Origin of the sequence: Nonomuraea sp. NPDC050227 (assembly GCF_044459705.1) — a bacterium.
GTDB lineage: Bacteria > Actinomycetota > Actinomycetes > Streptosporangiales > Streptosporangiaceae > Nonomuraea.
In genome coordinates this window covers 83,986-100,975 of sequence record NZ_JBITJF010000020.1, presented here as the reverse complement: position 1 = coordinate 100,975, position 16,990 = coordinate 83,986, and the positions used below count along the sequence as shown (strand labels likewise).

General features: G+C 72.8%; 13 protein-coding genes. 5 read left to right on the top strand and 8 right to left on the bottom strand.

Annotated features, from left to right (window positions below; all coding sequences use genetic code 11):
* Positions 1–5: 5 nt before the first annotated feature.
* From ACIBK9_RS50610 to ACIBK9_RS50600, 3 genes are read right to left on the bottom strand one after another with little or no spacing between them, the layout of a single operon-like run.
* Entirely contained in the window at positions 6–2,150 is a 2,145-nt protein-coding gene (locus tag ACIBK9_RS50610) for a hypothetical protein (RefSeq protein WP_397166512.1), read from the bottom strand.
* Positions 2,147–3,724 carry a peroxidase family protein gene (locus tag ACIBK9_RS50605; RefSeq protein ID WP_397166510.1) on the bottom strand — a complete coding sequence of 526 codons (1,578 nt, stop codon included), beginning with the start codon at positions 3,722–3,724 and terminating at the stop codon, positions 2,147–2,149. The genes ACIBK9_RS50610 and ACIBK9_RS50605 overlap by 4 nt, the downstream gene beginning before the upstream one ends.
* Before the next feature lie 2 nt (positions 3,725–3,726).
* Positions 3,727–5,019 carry a cytochrome P450 gene (locus ACIBK9_RS50600; RefSeq protein WP_397166508.1) on the bottom strand — a complete coding sequence of 431 codons (1,293 nt, stop codon included), beginning with the start codon at positions 5,017–5,019 and terminating at the stop codon, positions 3,727–3,729.
* Positions 5,020–5,236: 217 nt separating this feature from the next.
* Here ACIBK9_RS50600 and ACIBK9_RS50595 point away from each other — a divergent pair, with 217 nt between their 5' ends.
* The 4 genes from ACIBK9_RS50595 to ACIBK9_RS50580 all read left to right on the top strand — a co-directional run bounded on the left by ACIBK9_RS50595 (position 5,237) and on the right by ACIBK9_RS50580 (position 9,218).
* On the top strand, positions 5,237–6,187 hold the full coding sequence (locus tag ACIBK9_RS50595) for an acyl-CoA desaturase (protein WP_397166506.1): 951 nt from the start codon (positions 5,237–5,239) through the stop codon (positions 6,185–6,187).
* 106 nt (positions 6,188–6,293) lie between these two features.
* The gene (locus ACIBK9_RS50590; protein WP_397166504.1) at positions 6,294–6,827 is read left to right on the top strand and encodes a hypothetical protein; all 534 of its coding nucleotides are present in this window, start codon (positions 6,294–6,296) and stop codon (positions 6,825–6,827) included.
* A gap of 26 nt (positions 6,828–6,853) precedes the next feature.
* Positions 6,854–7,873 (top strand): hypothetical protein, encoded by a 1,020-nt coding sequence (locus tag ACIBK9_RS50585; protein WP_397166502.1) that lies wholly within the window; start codon positions 6,854–6,856, stop codon positions 7,871–7,873.
* Positions 7,874–7,883: 10 nt separating this feature from the next.
* Positions 7,884–9,218 carry a Dyp-type peroxidase gene (locus tag ACIBK9_RS50580; RefSeq protein WP_397166501.1) on the top strand — a complete coding sequence of 445 codons (1,335 nt, stop codon included), beginning with the start codon at positions 7,884–7,886 and terminating at the stop codon, positions 9,216–9,218.
* A 3-nt stretch (positions 9,219–9,221) separates the two neighbouring features.
* Here ACIBK9_RS50580 and ACIBK9_RS50575 read toward each other — a convergent pair whose 3' ends face one another.
* From ACIBK9_RS50575 to ACIBK9_RS50555, 5 genes are read right to left on the bottom strand one after another with little or no spacing between them, the layout of a single operon-like run.
* Positions 9,222–11,843: a family 78 glycoside hydrolase catalytic domain gene (locus ACIBK9_RS50575; RefSeq protein ID WP_397166499.1), complete on the bottom strand. Its 2,622-nt coding sequence runs from the start codon at positions 11,841–11,843 to the stop codon at positions 9,222–9,224.
* On the bottom strand, positions 11,840–12,829 hold the full coding sequence (locus ACIBK9_RS50570; protein ID WP_397166498.1) for a serine hydrolase domain-containing protein: 990 nt from the start codon (positions 12,827–12,829) through the stop codon (positions 11,840–11,842). The genes ACIBK9_RS50575 and ACIBK9_RS50570 overlap by 4 nt, the downstream gene beginning before the upstream one ends.
* A complete protein-coding gene (locus ACIBK9_RS50565; protein ID WP_352365036.1) occupies positions 12,826–13,644 on the bottom strand; it encodes a carbohydrate ABC transporter permease in 819 nt (272 codons plus the stop codon). The genes ACIBK9_RS50570 and ACIBK9_RS50565 overlap by 4 nt, the downstream gene beginning before the upstream one ends.
* Positions 13,641–14,495 carry a carbohydrate ABC transporter permease gene (locus ACIBK9_RS50560; protein ID WP_397166497.1) on the bottom strand — a complete coding sequence of 285 codons (855 nt, stop codon included), beginning with the start codon at positions 14,493–14,495 and terminating at the stop codon, positions 13,641–13,643. The genes ACIBK9_RS50565 and ACIBK9_RS50560 overlap by 4 nt, the downstream gene beginning before the upstream one ends.
* Complete coding sequence (locus tag ACIBK9_RS50555) at positions 14,489–15,778, bottom strand: ABC transporter substrate-binding protein (RefSeq protein WP_397166495.1); 1,290 nt, start codon at positions 15,776–15,778, stop codon at positions 14,489–14,491. The genes ACIBK9_RS50560 and ACIBK9_RS50555 overlap by 7 nt, the downstream gene beginning before the upstream one ends.
* 156 nt (positions 15,779–15,934) lie before the next feature.
* On the opposite strand from ACIBK9_RS50555, the gene ACIBK9_RS50550 reads away from it, so the two are divergent.
* Positions 15,935–16,945 carry a LacI family DNA-binding transcriptional regulator gene (locus ACIBK9_RS50550; protein ID WP_397166493.1) on the top strand — a complete coding sequence of 337 codons (1,011 nt, stop codon included), beginning with the start codon at positions 15,935–15,937 and terminating at the stop codon, positions 16,943–16,945.
* Positions 16,946–16,990: the final 45 nt, after the last annotated feature.

The following is a 16,990-nucleotide window of genomic DNA, read 5'->3' as shown; positions in this document are numbered from 1 at the left end:
CTCCGTCAGCCCGTCGGCACCGGGACGGCGGCGTCCCGGAGCGTCCGGCGGGTGGTGGCCGACAGGCACAGCAGCGGGCGGGCGCCGTCGAGGCCCAGCTCGCGCAGCCGTCCGGCCAGCGGGTGGGCCGAGCGCGGCTCGACGGCCAGCCGCAGCGACGGCGCCGCGTGCAGCCGGGCCCGCCCGCGGGCGCGTACGTGGGACCGCAGCACCGCGCCGGCCTCCCGGGCGTAGCCGACCAGGCCGGGATCGTGCAGCGGCAGGCCGGGGCCGAGCCGCCCGCGCAGGGTGAGGATCCGGTCGGCGGCGAGGTGCGCGGACCGCGCGCCGAGCCGCAGCTCCAGAGCCGTCAGGTACGTCTCGCCGCCCCACAGCCGCGCGCCCAGGGCCTGGACGACCGCGCTGTCGACCGCGGAGCCGACGAGGAAGGCGCCGGAGCGGCGCACGTCCGCGGCCCGCAGCAGGTCGGGAGGACCGAGGCCCCGCCACGGCGGGCCGGGCTCCGGCGACCGGAACGGCCCCGGCACGACGACGCCGACCTGCAGCTCCGCGTAGTCGCCCACGCCGGTGCGCCGGTTGCGGGCGGCGTGCACGACGACCAGCGCCCGCCCCGCCACCCGTACGACGGGACCGAGCTCCGTGCCCTCCAGCAGCCCCGCCACCGCCGCCGGGCTGACGGCGAAGCAGGCCGTGAGCGCCTCGCCGTCGCGGCAAATGATCGGCAGCTCGACGACCCCCTCGGGCCCGTCCACCGGCACGGTCCGGAAGGGCGACCGCTCCGGCGCGGGCGGACGGTCGAACAGCAGGTACGCCTGGGAGCGCACGACCCGCCCCCGGTACGGGGCGAGCCGCTGCTCGATGACGTCGCGGGCCTCGGGCAGGTCGTCGGTGAGGTTGGCGAGGTAGCGCTCGATGCTGTGGCACTGCGGGAACATGTGGGTGGAATCGCTGTAGTCCACCACGTACCAGTCGGGGTGCAGGTCGAAGCAGGTGCCGGCGCCCTGCCCGTCGAGGGTGGGGATGATGTCGTGCTGGTTGGTGACGCTGGCCACCCAGGTGCGCGGGTCGGCGGGGCGTTTGAAGTCGACGGGCGAGCCGACGGCGACGGCGTGCGTGACCGTGTGCCGGGCGCAGAAGGCGGGGTCCTGGGTCAGGTTCATGATTGCCGCCCCGCCCGCGCTGTGCCCGACGAGCGCCAGTTCGGCGCCCGGCGGCGGCCCGTAGTCGGCGACGGCCTGTGCCAGGGCGCGGCTGTAGGGGCTGGCCGCCAGCACGGCGCTGCTGAACGCGCCGAGCAGGTCCTGGGGCGACTCGCCGTCGGGACGCCCGAGGCGCATGCCCGGCGCGTGCAGGACGTGCCGGATCACGCCGTCCGGCCCCTCGACGCTCTGGAGGAGGGCCCGCCCGGTGGTGCCGATCGTGCTGATGTTGGACAGGAAGCCGAGCAGCGACCCGCGCGCGCACAGCCGGGCGGACTCGGCCGCGCTCAGCTCGACCCGGCGCGCGGCGCCCTCCCCGACGTCGAGGACGGCGATCGCCCTGTTGCTCAGCCCGAGGAGCGGATCGGCGGTGGCGAAGCCGCGTCCCGTCGCGATGAGCCAGGCGGCGGCGTCGTTGAGCGGGTTCTCGTCCAGCAGCGCGCGCAGCGCCAGGACCTCGCCGAAGACCGGCGCGAGCTGGCTCAGCGCGCGCACCGCGCCACGGTCCTTGAACAGGGCGCGCAGGGCCCGGACGGCCTCCACGTCGCGGTCGGCGGCGGCCGCCTCGATGAGCCGGGCGAGCATGGGGTCCTCGGTCAGCTCGGGATGGGTGACCGCCACCGCCGCCACGCGCAACCGCAACGACGTGGCCAGCACCCGTACGGCCAGGCTCTCGGCCCCCAGCATGGCGCCGGCCTTGGCGGCCGCGGTCGCCAGCCGGCCGCCGGCGAACGAGTAACCGAGGCCGCGGCCGTTCGTCGTGGCCCGCAGCAGCGCCCGATAGGCGGGCCGGGCCGCCGACGGGGCGCGCGGCACGGCGCGCAGCAGCGCGTCGTCGGTCAGCGCGGCCGTGGCGTGCGACGCCGCGCCGTGGATGGTGACCGCGACGTCCACCAGCTCCCGGGCCAGGGCGCGCAGGGGCCCGGCGGCCGGATCGTCGTCGCCGGTCACGACCGGCCCCGCCGGGACATGCTGACGAAGCGGGGGGCCGGGTCCTCGGGCGTGTTGCGGCGTAGCACGTCCGAGAGCGTGCGCGTGGCCGCGATGACCCGCAGGCCCTGGGGGGAGAACGTGGCGGCGTTGAAGATCCGCGGCGCCAGCAGCGGGTTGGTGAGCGCCTGGGAGAAGGCGTCGATGGCGATGATCTTGGTCAGCAGTGGCGGCAGGATCGCGTCGGGGGAGCCGGGCTCCTCGGCGAACAGCCCGACGTACAGGTCGACGTCGTCGACGTCGCGGTAGAGGTCGCGCAGCGCGCCGCTGACCCGCCGGTCGCCGGTGATCTGCTCGAAGGCGCGCACCCGGGGGAAGCGGCAGTGCTCGCGGTAGCCGTTGTACGGTGCCAGGCCGAGCACCCGGGAGTCGGCGACGCTGGTCACGTCGATCTCGCGCAGCACCGGGTCGGTGTTGAACAGGCCGATACGCCCGGCGCGCTGGCGGGAGGCGTCCTCGAACAGCCGCCCGAGCCCGGGTGCTGGGAGCAGCGAGCCGGCGAAGAAGGTCTCGGCCATCGGCAGCTCCCGCCCGGCCACCGACAGGCGGGACGGGACCAGGCTGTGCCAGCGGTAGACGAGGTTGAACTCCACGGAGGCCCAGTTCTGCCGGTGCCAGGCCGCGCGGTCGAGTCGCGTGGACAGCCACGGGTCGAGGGCGAACCGGAAGTGGTAGGGGGTGATGTGGTTGATGTACTCCTCGACGACCAGTTTGATCAGCAGCACGATGAGGACGTTGCGGGCGGTCTGGAACAGCCGTTCGTCGTCCCAGCGCGGATTCTCCCGGGCCAGCAGCCGCGCCACCCTGTTGTGCTCGCGCAGGAACAGCACCGTGAGCATGGTGAAGCCGATCTGGCCGTTGCCCCGGTCGCTGCCGGTGGCGAACAGCGTGTCGCGCCGGGCGTCGGAGAGCTGGTCGAAGCGGATGACGCGCAGCGGGGCGAACTCCGGCTTGATCTTGCCGTTCGCGCACAGGTAGGGCGGGAACTCGCCGCCGCCGAGCGACTGGCTCTTGAGCAGCCCGCCGTCGAAGGCGCGCAGCGCGGCCGTCGCCGCCTCGTCGAGGCCGTACACCTGGTTGAGGTCGATGTGGTGGTTGGAGCTGTTCTTGCGCGGGTCGCGCGGGACGTTGACGTCGCCGCGCAGGAAGCCGTCGGTGAACCACTGGGCGAAGTAGGCGAAGAGCACCGTGGAACGCGGGCACGGGATCATGGACTCGCCGCGGGCGAACAGGTCGGCGGCTCGCTCCGGCGTGGGCAGCCGATCTCCGTCGACGGCGACCGGAGGCAGGTGCCTGCCGCTGTAGGTGCGGTCGGTCAGGGAGGCCCACGAGGTGTAGTCGGCCATGGTGCTCAGCGGCTCGGGGCGCGGCGGCATCTCGCGGATCGCGTGGTCGATCAGCGAGGCGTTGATCCGGCGCCGCACCGGGCGGCTGCTCTGCAGCAGGTCCCAGAGGGGCCGGCCGTGGGTCAGGGCCAGGAACCTGAGCCGGTTGGACAGGCCGTCCGTGGCGATGCTGCGTGCTCGGCTCGCCATCGTCAGCCTTCCCGCACGCCGGCGCCGAGCCCGAGCGCGAAGGCGTCGGGGAAGATGCCGAGTGAGCGCTCCACCCGGCCCTCCGGCGGCGGCAGCAGCCGCACGCCCGGACGCAGCAGCAGCCGGCGCACAGTCTCGGCGATCACCACTTCGGCCACGTGCACGCCGAGGCAGGCGTGATGACCCGAGCCGAAGAACAGCTGATGGTGACGGGGACGGTCGAGGCGGAACTCGCCGGGATCCGGCACCACGGCCGCGTCGAACATGGCGGAGGCCGGCGCCGCGAGCACGAACGTGCCCGCCGGGATCACCGTGCTGCGCGGCGTGCCGGCGGCCAGCACGTGGTCGCGCTCGCACAGCCGGGGAAGCAGTTTGAAGAACGGGCTGAACCGCAGCGCCTCCCAGACGTACGGGTCGAACCTCTCGGGATCGCCCGCGACGGCCGCGGCCTCGGCCAGCACCCGCGGGCGCAGCAGGAGCTGCTCGACCGCCTCGGCCATGGCCCCCGGCGCGCTCTCCACGAAGCCCAGCGGCAGCCCGGCCATGTTGATCACGATGCGGTCGTCGGGGACGGCGGGCAGGGACGCCCGGACCAGGCGGGCGAAGACGTCGTCGGGCAGGTCCCGGCCGGCGCGCAGCGTGGCCCGGTGCTCGGCGAGCAGGTCACGCAGGTACCCGACCAGCTCGGCGCCCGCCTTGACGGACGCCGCCTGGAGCTCGGGGTCGCCGAGGAAGTTGGCGAAGCCGTCGGCGACGATGGCCCGCGTCCAGCGGCCCAGGGTGCGCGGGCCGGGGCCGGGAACGCCGAAATACCGCGCGCACACGCCGAGGGCGACCGGGCGGAACAGCCCTTCGACCGCTTCCAGACGCCCGCCCGGCCCGGCGGCGTCGAGCAGCTCGTCGGCCAGGCGGCCGGTCAGCTCGCGCACGCCGGCCGCGTCCTCCGGGGCGAGCATGAGCTGCATCAGGCCCTTCTCCCGCCAGTTCATCGGCGTGGCGTCCCGGCCCAGCATGAACGGCGCGCCCAGCGCGGCGTCGAGGCGGGGACCGAAGGCGCGTACGGAGAAGACCTGCTCGTGGGCGAGCACCTCGGTCACGTCGGCGAAGCGGGTGACGACCGTGAAGGCGGGCGTGACGAAGACCGGACGCCGCTCGCGCAGCTCGGCGAACAGGCTCCGCCAGTCGGTCCGCATCCACTCCCGGACCAGGCCGAACGCCGATATCGGGTCTTCAGCCAGCGCCTGGTCGTACCTCTCCAGATAGCCGCCAGTGGTCGCCTGATCGACAGCACCCATTCCGTGGACCTTCCGCCTGATATCGGAGCGCACAGGGATGATCACTTTGCGCAATCACAATCTAGGGAGGCGTCACACCCTTTCTTCATGACAATCGAGTGCATTGTTTTGGTGCCTCACGGTAATTATTCCGTCACTGTCAGGACATTGCCGCAGTCCATGGGCCTGGTCATTGAATAAGGAGCCTGATCGACCCGTACCGCCCATGGGAGGAAACGTGACGTCACCCCTGCCGCAGCCGGGCACGGCGGAGACGGTGACGGTCACCACCGGCCGCCGCACCGCCTATCTGGTCGTCCTGGTCGTCCTGCCCGTGCTGCTGCTGGCCCTCGCGGTGCCGGCGGCCTGGGGCTGGGGCATCGGCCCGCGCGACCTGGTCATCGCGGTCGTGATGTACCTGGTGAGCATCTTCGGCATCGCCATCGGCTACCACCGCCTGTTCACCCACCGCGCCTTCAGGGCCAACCGGGCGCTGCGGATCGCGCTCATGCTGGCCGGCGGCATGGCCGTCGAGGGCCCCCTCACCCTGTGGGCCGCCGAGCACCGCCGCCACCACAAGTACGCCGACCGCGAGGGCGACCCGCACTCGCCGTGGCGCTACGGCGACAGCGGCCCGGCCCTGCTGCGCGGCATGCTGCACGCCCACGTCGGCTGGTTCTACACGGCCCGCCGGCGCTCCAGCCGCCGCCACTGGGTGCCCGACCTGCTGGCCGATGCGGACGTGCGCCGTTTCGACGCCGCCTACCCGGCGGTCGTGCTGCTGTCGTTCGCGCTTCCGGCCGCGGCCGGCGGGCTCTGGTCGATGTCGTGGGCGGGCGCGTGGAGCGGGCTCCTGTGGGGCGGCCTGGTCCGCTACGCCGTCGTGCACCACGTCACCTGGTCGGTGAACTCGATCGCCCACACCTTCGGCGACCGCCCGTTCCGCACCAGGGACCGGTCGTCCAACGTGTGGTGGGTGGCGATGCTGACGCTCGGCGAGGGCTGGCACAACTGGCACCACGTCGACCCCACCTGCGCCCGGCACGGCGTGCTCAAGGGCCAGCTCGACCCGAGCGCGCGGCTGATCCGCTGGTTCGAGCGGGCGGGCTGGGCCCACGCCGTGCGCTGGCCGGCCCCCGACCGCCTGACCTCCCGCCGCGCCGAGCGCGTCCCCGGCTCCTCGCGCTGACACGGGCGGCCGGGATACCGCGACGCGCCACCTCCGTATGGGACGATGGAGCCAGTCAGGTCGCTTCAGCCTTCCTCCCACGAGCACCACGTCGGAGAGGACGGTCATGGAGATCACGCCGCAGGCGGTCGTCATCCCGAAGGAGACCGGCCACTTGGAGCAGGGCAAGTACGGCCCCGTCTTCCCGCGCGGCCCCGCCTGTTACGGATTCACCGTCATCGCCCGGGTCAAGCCCGGCCGGGCCGACACCATCCGGGGCTACGGCGACACGCTCGCCCAGGCGCTGCGGGACGACCCCGGCCTGCTGGCCCCCCTGAAACTGCACTACCTGCGCTGGGTGCTGTTCGACGACGACACCCGCTTCATGTACCAGGGGATCTTCGACACCGACTTCGACAAGTACACCGAAGACGCCATCGCGCTGTTCACCAGGGCGGGGGTGAACACGGTCTTCGAGAACCTCGAAGGTTTCCCCGAGGACTGGAAGACCAACCCCGAGGCGTTCGTCCGGTTCGTCCGCGAGCATCACTGCCCCAGCTTCATCGAGTACGGCGAGTACCCGTACGTCACCGCCGACGAGATCAAGAAGGCGCTGCGGATCAAGAGCGCTCTGTCGGACATGCTCGACCAGTTGCAGTGACGGCCCAGGACGACGCGGGAGATCAGATGAGTGAGCCGAAGACGGCGCGCACCTACAACCAGGACCACGTGCCGCGCCCGTACGCCCCCGGCCGGCGGCGGGTGAGCATCTACGTCGCGTGGAGCTATCCGGCCGAGGCGGGCCGGGACGTCACCGGGCTGGACAACCGGTTCTCCACGATGACCGAGGTGCGCCGCGTGCAGTGGCCGGCCTACGAGGACCCGCAGTGGTCCGACCCCATGCGCTTCCAGCAGGGCATCGCGGGCGGGCTGGAACTGTTCTTCTGGGGCTGGCTGCCCTTCCAGCGGTTCGTCCACGAGGTCACCGGGTACCCGGTGCCGGTGTACCAGCGCGTCGACCAGGCCGGGTTCCACACCCCGCTGGACGAGCGGGTGCTGGCCGACACCGACACCCTGTTCGTGTGGGGGCTGGACCACATGATCACGGCACAGGAGGCCACGGCCGCCGAGATCGAGGCGGTGCGCGACTTCCTCACCCGCGAAGGGACCTGCCTGGCCCTCGGGCCGCACCATGACGTCGGCGCGACCGGCGACCTGGCCGTCCGCGACGTCGAGTACCACCACCACGGCGACGCGCTCGTGCCCCGCCAGCAGCGGTTCGGCGGGTACACCCGGTCGCTGATGGCGGGCCTGGGAGTGCCGGTGGAGAACCGGTACGGGCTGCGTCCCGCCGTGATGGGCACCGGGCAGAACGCCCCGCTGTCCATCGCCAGGGACCTGGACGCCAAGGGGTGGCTCGACGGGGTGTCCCACTTCAACTTCCACATGCACCTGCCCCACTACGCCGTGACCACCGACGACCCGGACGCCGTCCGGGTGCTGGGCCGGCAGCCGATCGACCTGACCCGGCCGACGCACCCGTTCGTCGAGGCCGGGAACACCGAGTTCAACATGTTCCTGTGGCTGCCTCCGCGCGGCGACCGGGCCGGGGACGTGATCCTCGCCGACTCCACGATCTTCAGCTCGCTGTTCGGCGTGGACGAGAGCCTGCGCGCCTTCTGGAACAACCTCGTCAGAGCCACGTGAGCGACCTCCGGTGAACGAACACACTCCGGCCACGCTCGACCTGGACGACATCCAACGCGGGGTGCTCAGCGCGCGGCCCACCCCGTACGCGGCGACGTACCTGCTGTTCCGCATCGACGACCGCGCCCAGGGCCGGGAGCTGATGCGGCGAGTGAGCGCCGTGGTGACCTCCGCGGCCGACCCGGTGAGCCCGCTGGGGGAGACGTGGGTCAGCGTCGCGCTCACCTACCAGGGGCTGAAGGCCCTCGGCGTGCCGCAGGCATCGCTGGACACCTTCGCGTGGGAGTTCCGGCAGGGCATGGCCGCCCGCGCCACTGCCCTGGGGGACACCGGGGACAGCGGACCCGACCGCTGGGAGCGTCCGCTCGGCACCCCGGACGTGCACGTGGTGCTGGCGGCGCTCGCGCCCGACAACGCGCGCCTGCAGGCCGCGATCGAACGCGCCCGCCCCGCCTACGACGCACTTCCGGGCGTGACGGCCGTCTGGCGGCAGAACTGCCACGCCCTGCCCACCGAGACCGAGCCCTTCGGCTACCGCGACGGCGTCAGCCATCCCGCCGTCGAGGGCAGCGGCATCGCCGGGTCCAACCCCCTGGAGACGCCGCTCAAGGCGGGCGAGTTCGTGCTCGGCCATCCCGACGAGCTGGGCGGCGTCCAGGCCCCCCAGCCCGACGAGCTGGGGCGCAACGGCACCTACGTGGCCATCCGCAAGCCGCACCAGCGGGTCGCGCTGTTCCGGCGCTACCTCAGGGACAACGCCGCCGATCCGCAGGACGAGGAGCTGCTGGCCGCGAAGATCATGGGTCGCTGGCGCAGCGGCGCGCCGCTGGCGCTCAGCCCGTCGCACGACGACCCGGCCCTCGGCGCCGACGCCGCCCGCCGCAACGCCTTCCTGTACCGGCAGGACGACCCCGCCGGCTTCACCACTCCCGGCGGCTGCCACATCCGCCGGGCCAACCCCCGGGACGCGGCGGTGGCCGGCGTCCCGAGGCTGCACCGCATGATCAGGCGCGGCACGGTCTACGGGCCGCCGCTGCCTGACGGCGTCCTGGACGACGACGGCGCCGACCGGGGGCTGATGTTCGCCTTCGTCGGCGCCCATCTCGGGCGGCAGTTCGAGTTCGTCCAGACCGAATGGCTGAACGACGGCGTCTTCTTCGGCGGGGGTCCGGCCAGGGATCCCCTGACCGGCTCCGCCGACGGCTCCGGCGACTTCACCGTCCCCCGGCGTCCCGTACGGCGGCGCCTGGAGTCCCTGCCCCGGTTCGTCGTCACGCGCGGCGGCGAGTACGGCTTCATGCCGAGCCTGGCCGCCCTGCGCTGGCTCGGCGACCTGGCCGGCTGACGTTCACCGGCCCAGGTCGTCCCACTCCTGGAGCAGGTGGGACGTGGCGGCGGCGGGGGCCGTGAACGACCAGCGGCCCGGCGGCAGGTCGAGGGCGCAGCCGCCGTCGGCCAGCCTGGTGGTCGGCAGCTGCTCGTTCAGGCCCATGAGGAAGGTGCCGTTGACGGTCATCCCGTCCCAGGCGCCGCGTACGGGCAGCACCGCGCGGGCGGTCACGCCCTCTGGCACGGCGAAGGTGAACTGCACCCCGTCGGGCCCGGCCCGCCAGCCCGACTCGACGGCCCCCGACGCGCTCGCGTAGCGGGCGTGCGCCTGCCGCAGCAGCGGGACGGGCCCCGGACGCAGCAGCAGCTCGCCGAACCCGCCGCCCGTCCCGCGCGGGTCGTCGCCCAGGCCGGCGACGTGCCGGAACAGCCAGTCGCCCACGCAGCCGTAGGCGTAGTGGTTGAAGGAGTTCATGGACGGCGTCTGCAGGCCGTACCGGTGGTGCCAGGCGTCCCAGCGTTCCCACATGGTCGTCGCCCCGGCGCGGAGCTGGTAGCGCCACGACGGGTAACCCTCCTGGTTGAAGATCCGGCACGCCAGGTCGTGGTGGCCGGTCTCCGACAACACGGGCAGCAGCAGGGGGGTGCCGACGAAGCCCGTCATGAGCCGGTGCCCGTCGGCGCGGACCAGGTCGGCCAGCGCCCGCGCCGCCGCGGCGCGGTCCTCCGGCCGGACGAGATCCCAGGCCAGGGCGACGGCGTAACCGGTCTGCGTCTGCGTGCGCAGCCTCGGGCCGTCGAGGAAGGCCCGGCGGAAGGCGTCCGACACGCGGGCGGCGGCCTCGTCGTACTCGGGGGCGTGCGGCTCGCCGAGCACGGCGGCCGCGTGCGCGATCAGGCGGAGGCTGCGGGCCAGCGCGGCGGTGGCGATGAGGCTCCTGGGCGTCTCCACCGTGCCGGGGGCCAGCCAGTCGCCCAGCGCCCGGCCCGGTCTGAGGCCGTCGTCGGACTGCGCCAGGCAGTAGGCGGCCCACCGCCGCATCGGGTCGTACGCGCGGCGCAACGTGCGGTCGTCGCCGTAGCGCCGCCACAGCAGCCACGGCACCTCGACCAGCGCGTCGGACCAGACGGGGGAGTCGTAGCCGTACTCGGGCAGCACCGGCGCGACGTGCGGGACGGCGCCGTCGGCCCGCTGCCCGTCGATCAGCGTCGTCACCCAGCCGGACAGGAACGCCTGCGTGTGCCGCAGGAAGCTGAGCGTCGAGCCGAACACCGAGATGTCGGCCGTCCAGCCGGTCCGCTCGTCGCGCTGGGGGCAGTCGGTCGGCACGCTGACCAGGTTGCCGTCCGCCGACGCGCCGATGTTGGCGACGAGCTGCCGCACGGCGGGATCGCTCACGGTCAGCGAGCCGGTGACGGCGAGCGCGGACGACAGCAGCACCGCCTCCAGGTCGTCCGGCCTCAGCGCGCCCGGCCAGCCGGTGACCTCCGCGTAGCGGAACCCGTGCAGGGTGAAGGCGGGCTCCACGACGTGTGACCCGGCGTCGAGGACGAACTCGTCACGCTGGTCCGCGGTGCGCAGGTTGTCGGTGTAGAGCCGCCCGGTCGCGGTCAGCTCCTCCCCGTGCCGGACGACGATCCGCACGGGCCCCGGCGCGTCCACGCGCAGCCGGACGCGCCCGACGACGTTCCGCCCGAAGTCGGCCACCTGCACGCCCGGCGCGGGCTCGGTCACCGACACGGCGGGCATCGTGCCGATCACCCGGACCGGGGGAGCGGGGTCGGCCTCCACCAGGATCTCCGGCGCGGACGTCGTCCCGGCCGGTGCGGTCCCCTCGGCGGGCGCCTGGACGGTCTCGCCCATCACCAGGTCGGCGCGCGGGCGGCCGAGGTCCCGCCGGGTCCAGGCGGCGTCCGTGGCGAACACGCGGCGCGGGCCGTCGTCGTCCCGCACGAGCACCTGGGCGCTGACGGCGGGCCGGTCACCGTAGCGGCGCGGGCCGCCGCCGGCGACGTGACCGGCGTACCAGCCGGGAGCCAGCCACAGCTCCAGCTCGTTCTGGCCGGGCACCAGCAGGTCCGTGAGCTCCAGCAGCCGGTAGCGCGTCCGGTGGCCGTAGTCGGTCCAGCCGGGGGCCAGCTCCTCCTCGCCCAGCCGCGCGCCGTTGAGCAGCGCCCGGTAGACGCCGAGCGCGGTGGCGGCCAGCCAGGCGCGTCCCGGGGCGGGACGCCAGGTGAACGTCCCGCGCAGGCTCACCCCGGCCTCGGGGTCGCCCGGCAGCCAGGGGGCGTCCCATGCGCCGCGCGCCCGCAGGCCCGTGGTGAACGCGCCCGCCGCCAGCCCCTCCACCTCCCACGCGTACGGCGTCAGCGGCGTCAGCAGCTCGTCCGGCACGTCCACGCCGTGCGATCCGGCGGGCACGCAGGACCGCCACACCTCGCGCCCGTCCGCGGACAGCACCACGGTGGCCGCCGCGGTCGTCCGGGCGTCCCACGACAGGCGGGGCGACGGCTCGTCCACGCCCACCGGATCCGCCAGACCGCACGTCAGGCCCGCCCGCGCGCCGGGCGGAGCCGGCCGGATGTAGGGCGTCTGCGCGCCCGAGACCTGCACGTCGAGCACCCCCGAGTCCCGGTTCACGCATCGAGCCCGGTGGTGAAGGCGTTGTGCAGGCCGTCGACGTCGACGCCGGACAGGCTCGGCGCCATCACGTTGATCAGCAGCACGAAGCACGCGTCCTGCTCCGGGTACATCCACCACTGGCAGCCCGAGGCGCCGCCGTGCCCGTACAGCCGCCGTTCCAGCAGCCCGGGGGCCGAGTGGCGCAGGTTCCAGGTGAGCCCCCAGTCCTGTCCGGCGTTGACCGGGTCGGGCTGCAGCTTGACCAGGCCGGTCGTCTGCGGGGTCGTCATGGCGGCCAGGGTGGTCGGATGGATCAGCGCGCGGTCGCCGCGCAGCAGCGCGCCGCCCAGCGCCAGCAGGTCCTCGGCGCGGGAGAACAGCGCGCCCGCCGGATGGCGGAGCCGGACGAACGCGTCGAAGTCGAAGCCGGGCCCGAGCAGTTCGAGGCCGTGCACCTCGGCCGCCTCGCACGCCGGGTCGAAGGTGATCCGCCCGCCGCCCGGCACCAGCGCGTTCAGGTCGGAGTCGACCAGCTCGGCCACGTCGCGGCCGGTGACGTCGCGGACCATCTCCGCGATCCCGGCGAAGGCCAGGTTGGAGTAGTGGCTGAGGGTGCCCGCCTCGAACAGCGACGGCGCGGTGAGGAGGTGCTCCACCAGGTCGTCGGGCGTCAGCGTCTGCTCGGCGATGCCGCTGGTGTGGGTCAGCAGATGCCAGAGCGTCACGTCGGGCCGGGCGAAGTTCGGCAGCACGTCCCGCAGCGGGCGGCGCAGCGACAACAGCCCGCGCTCGACCTGGCGCAGGGCCAGCAGGCCCATCAGCGGCTTGGTCACCGAGAACAGCGCGAAGTGGTCGTCGGTCCTGGTCCCGCGGCCGTCGTGGGTGCCGAACGCCTCCAGCACCTGGATCCCGTCGGAGGTCGCCGCGCCGAACACCGCGCACGGCAGCCGTCCCTCCTTGATCTCGCGCCTGACCCAGTCGAGCGCGATGTCGTGCGTGGTCATCCCTTCAGTGCACCTTCCGTGAGGCCGGCCAGGACGCGCTTCTGCGCGACGGCGTACACCGCCACCAGGGGCAGCGTGGTGAGCAGGACGTGGGCGAAGACGAGGTTCCAGTTCAGGCTCTGCAGGGTGCCGGAGGCGAACTGGAACAGGCTCAGCGGCAGCGTGGCGTTCGCGCTGCCCTGGAGCAGGAAGAGGGCGAAGAAGAAGTCGTTCCAGACGTTGATGATCAGGATCACGCCGCCGACGAACAGCACCGGCCGCAGCAGGGGCAGCAGGATGCGCACGAACACCTGCGGACGCGAGGCGCCGTCGATGGCCGCGGCCTGCTCCAGGTCCGGCGGGAACGCCCGGACGAACCCGGTGGCCAGGAAGATCACGACGCCCAGGCGGCAGCCGGTCATCGTCAGCACGTAGCCGAGCGAGCCGCCGTCCAGCGACAGGGCGCGCAGCAGGTAGACGGTCGGGATGATGGACGGCGGCAGCAGGATCGACAACCCCATCACGAAGTAGGCCGCCTGCAGCCACCGCGACCGGCTGCGCCCGAACGCCCACGCCGCCGCCGCGCCGAGCAGCACCACCGCGATCACGATCGGCACGGTCACCTTGAGGCTGTTGAGCAGCCCGGTCAGGTAGCCGCCCCGGTCGAGCACGATGCCGTAGTTCTCGGCGATCGCCCACGTCCTGGGCAGGCCGAGGCCCAGCTCGGCGGCCTCGCCCGCGGGCTTGAAGGAGTTGACGACCACCAGCCAGACGGGCACGAGCACCCACGGGACCGCGAAGATCGTCAGCGCCGCGTACTTGAGCGCCGCTCTCATCCCGTCACCTCCCTGCGCCGCAGCCACCACACCAGGGGCACGGCCGTCGCGATCACCAGCAGCGTCACGGTGAAGCCCAGCGCGCTGGCCGAGCCGAAGAAGCCCTGGCCCCATTGCTGGCGCATCACCACGTTCAGGGCCCGCGTGTGGTCGCCGGGGCCGCCGCCGGTGGTGGCGGCGATCACGTCGTACGCGCTGAGCGCGCCCACCAGCGTGACGGCCACGTTGAAGGTCAGCGCGGGGGCGAGCATCGGGAACACCACCCGCCGCAGCCGGGTCCACGGGCCGGCGCCGTCCACGGTCGCCGACTCCAGCAGCGACTTCGGGATGGAGTTGAGGCCCGCGATGTAGACCAGGGTGATCAGCCCGCTCCACTTCCACGCGTCGATGAACGCGACCACCACCAGCGCGGTGGACGGTTCGCCCAGCCACGCCCACTCGATGCCGAGGAAGGAGTTGATCGCCCCGTCGGGGGCCAGCAGCCCGCGCCAGATGTACCCGGCGGCCAGCGGCGAGATGAGCGTCGGCAGGAAGAACGCCGAGCGGAAGACGGTGTTGATGCCGCTGGTCCGCTGGAGGGCCAGGGCCAGCGAGAGGCTGACGGTGTTCTGGATCGCCATGCACAGGATCGCGTACAGCACGGTCACGGTGACCGCGTTGGCCAGCAGGTCCTGGTCGATCAGCGTGCGGACGTTCTCCAGCCCGTTCCAGGTGATCTCGGCCCGGAAGCTCGTCCAGGAGGAGAACGCGAACCGCACGTTGAGCAGGAACGGGGCGACGAAGAAGACCGTGACCAGCACGATCGCGGGCAGCGCCCACGGCAGCCAGGCCGCCCTGTTCCGCATCACCATCCGGGCAGTCCTGCCGCCTTGGCCGCCTGCTCGACCTGGCCCTGGAGCTGGGTCGCCGCCTTCTGCGGGTCCTTCTGGCCGGCGATCAGCTCGGACATGAGCTGGGCCAGCCCGCCCATGCCGGGGATGTCGGAGTTGAAGGCGATGACGGCGCCGGTGTCGTACGCCTTCTTGACGTCCTGCAACACGGAGGAGACGCCCTGCGGATCGGGCACGCCCTTGAGCACCGGGAAGGTCTTGGCCGCGGCGACGTACTCGGCGTAGGCCGGGCCGGTCATGAAGCGCACGAAGTCGAGCGCGGCCTTCTCGCGCGCCGGGTCACCGGTCTTGGGCAGGTAGAACGTGCCGATCGGGCCGGGCGCGTAGGTCACCAGCGGCTTGTCGCTGGACAGGCCGACGAAGCCGACGGACTCGTCCACGGTCTTCTGGTCGCCGCCGGCGGCCGCGAGCAGGGCCGGGAGCATGTCGGAGTGCTGGGCGACCATGGCGGCCTCGCCGGTCACCAGGGCCTTCATCGAGTCCTCGAACTTGGCCGTGACGATGTCCTTGTTGAAACAGCCGTCGGCCTTCAGCTTGGCGTAGGCGGTCAGCCCGGCGACGAAGGGCGAGCCGGGGTCGGCCAGCGTGCTGCTGTGGCCGGCGATGGCCTTGCCGTAGGCGTTGGCCTGGTTGGCGCCGGCCAGGTAGAGGATGGGCAGGATCTGCACGGGCCAGATCGAGCCGCCCGACTCGAAGACCGGCGTGACGCCGGCGGCCTTGAGCTTGGGGCAGGCGGCGGCCAGCTCGGTGAAGTTCGCCGGCGGGGTCAGCCCGGCCTTGGTGAAGATCTTCTTGTTGTAGTAGAGGCCGAAGACCTGGGGGAAGCCGGTGATGGCGGCGTAGACCTTGCCGCCCACGGCCCCGGCGGCCTGGTAGAGGTCGCCGGACCGGGCGATGTACGCCTCGCCGGTCAGGTCGCGCAGGTTCTCGGCCGGGTTGAGGGCGAGCAGGCCGCTCACCGTCGCGTGGTACTCCAGGACGTCCGGGCGCTCGCCGGTGGCCCACTTGGTCTGGGTGGTGTCCTCGAACCCGTCGGACGGGATGGACACGAGCTCGATCTTGTGGCCGGACTGCTTCTCGAACTTCTTGTACATCTCCAGCAGCGGCGCCGGGTCCGCGCTGTTGTGCCAGAGGGTCAGCTTCACCTGACCGGTCCCCTCGGGGGCGGAGGATCCGCAGCCGGAGAGGGACAGGGCGAGGACGGCGCCTATCGCCGCGCCGAGCGGACGAGTTGGTGCTCTCACGCTCGTGCTCCTGTTCATGAGGGGGAGAATGTGTAGAACGTTCTACGGCAAGATCGAAACCTCCGTCAAGGGGTGGACCTGAGGAGTGGTGGCGGGCTAGCCTCTGCTTCCAGCAAAGTGTGTAGTTCGTTCTACGAGAACCCAAAAGGATGGCGTGTGACGAGCGGACGGGTGACGATCGCCGATGTGGCCAGGCGGGCCGGGGTCTCCACGGCCGCCGTGTCGAAGGTGGTGCGCGGCGCGTACGGCGTGAGCGCGGAGATGCAGGCCAAGGTGCGGCAGGCCATCGACGAGCTGGGCTACCGCCCGCACGCCGCGGCCCGCGCCCTGCGCGGACGCACCTACACCCTCGGCGTCATGCTCTCCGACACCCGCAACCCGTTCTTCCCCGACATCATCGAGGGCATCACCGGCCGGCTGGGCGACACCGAGTACCAGGTGCTGCTCGGGCCCGGCGGTATCGAGCCCAAGACGCAGGCCAGGATGACCGACGCCATGATCGACCGGAGCATGGACGGGCTCATCCTGATCTCGCCGGTCATGACGGACGCCGAACTCGCCGCCATCGCGGCGGCCGTCCCGGTCGTCGTGGTGGGCAGGCACGGCGGCGCCGCGGACCACGACGCGGTCGTCGACGACGACGTGATGGGGGCCCGGCTCGTGGTCGACCACCTGGTCGGGCTCGGGCACACCCGCATCGCGCACATCACCCACCTGGAGCGGGCCCGCGCCCAGGGACTGCCGCACATGGTGCGCGCCGAAGGCTACCGCCAGGCGATGCGCGTCCACGGGCTCGCCGACGACGTGCTGGCCACCTCCTTCACCGAGGAGGGCGGCTACGAGGGCGCACGGGAACTGCTCGCCCGCGACGACCGGCCCACCGCGATCTTCGCCGGGGCCGACATCGCGGCGCTCGGCGTCCTGCGCGCCGCCGACGAGGCCGGCTTGTCGGTGCCGGAGGACCTCTCCGTCGCCGGTTACGACAACATCGGCATCGCCTCGCTCAAGCGCATCTCGCTCACCAGCGTCGACCAGGACGGACGGGTGATCGGGGCGACCGCCGCGCGCCTGCTCGTCGAGCGCATCGAAGGACGCACCCGGTCGGTGGCGTCGTCGGTGTCGCCCACGCTGATCGTCCGCGGCACCACCGGGCCGCCCCGCCGCTGAGAACTCGGCCGCGCCTCGGGGGACTGTCGCGGGCCATGCATTAAA

Coding starts and splice junctions, on each gene's coding strand:
- ACIBK9_RS50585 (WP_397166502.1), top strand. CDS start 6,854: ATGAGTGAGCCGAAGACGGCGCGCACCTACAACCAGGACCACGTGCCG.
- ACIBK9_RS50565 (WP_352365036.1), bottom strand. CDS start 13,644: ATGAGAGCGGCGCTCAAGTACGCGGCGCTGACGATCTTCGCGGTCCCG.
- ACIBK9_RS50605 (WP_397166510.1), bottom strand. CDS start 3,724: ATGGCGAGCCGAGCACGCAGCATCGCCACGGACGGCCTGTCCAACCGG.
- ACIBK9_RS50590 (WP_397166504.1), top strand. CDS start 6,294: ATGGAGATCACGCCGCAGGCGGTCGTCATCCCGAAGGAGACCGGCCAC.
- ACIBK9_RS50600 (WP_397166508.1), bottom strand. CDS start 5,019: ATGGGTGCTGTCGATCAGGCGACCACTGGCGGCTATCTGGAGAGGTAC.
- ACIBK9_RS50570 (WP_397166498.1), bottom strand. CDS start 12,829: ATGACCACGCACGACATCGCGCTCGACTGGGTCAGGCGCGAGATCAAG.
- ACIBK9_RS50560 (WP_397166497.1), bottom strand. CDS start 14,495: ATGGTGATGCGGAACAGGGCGGCCTGGCTGCCGTGGGCGCTGCCCGCG.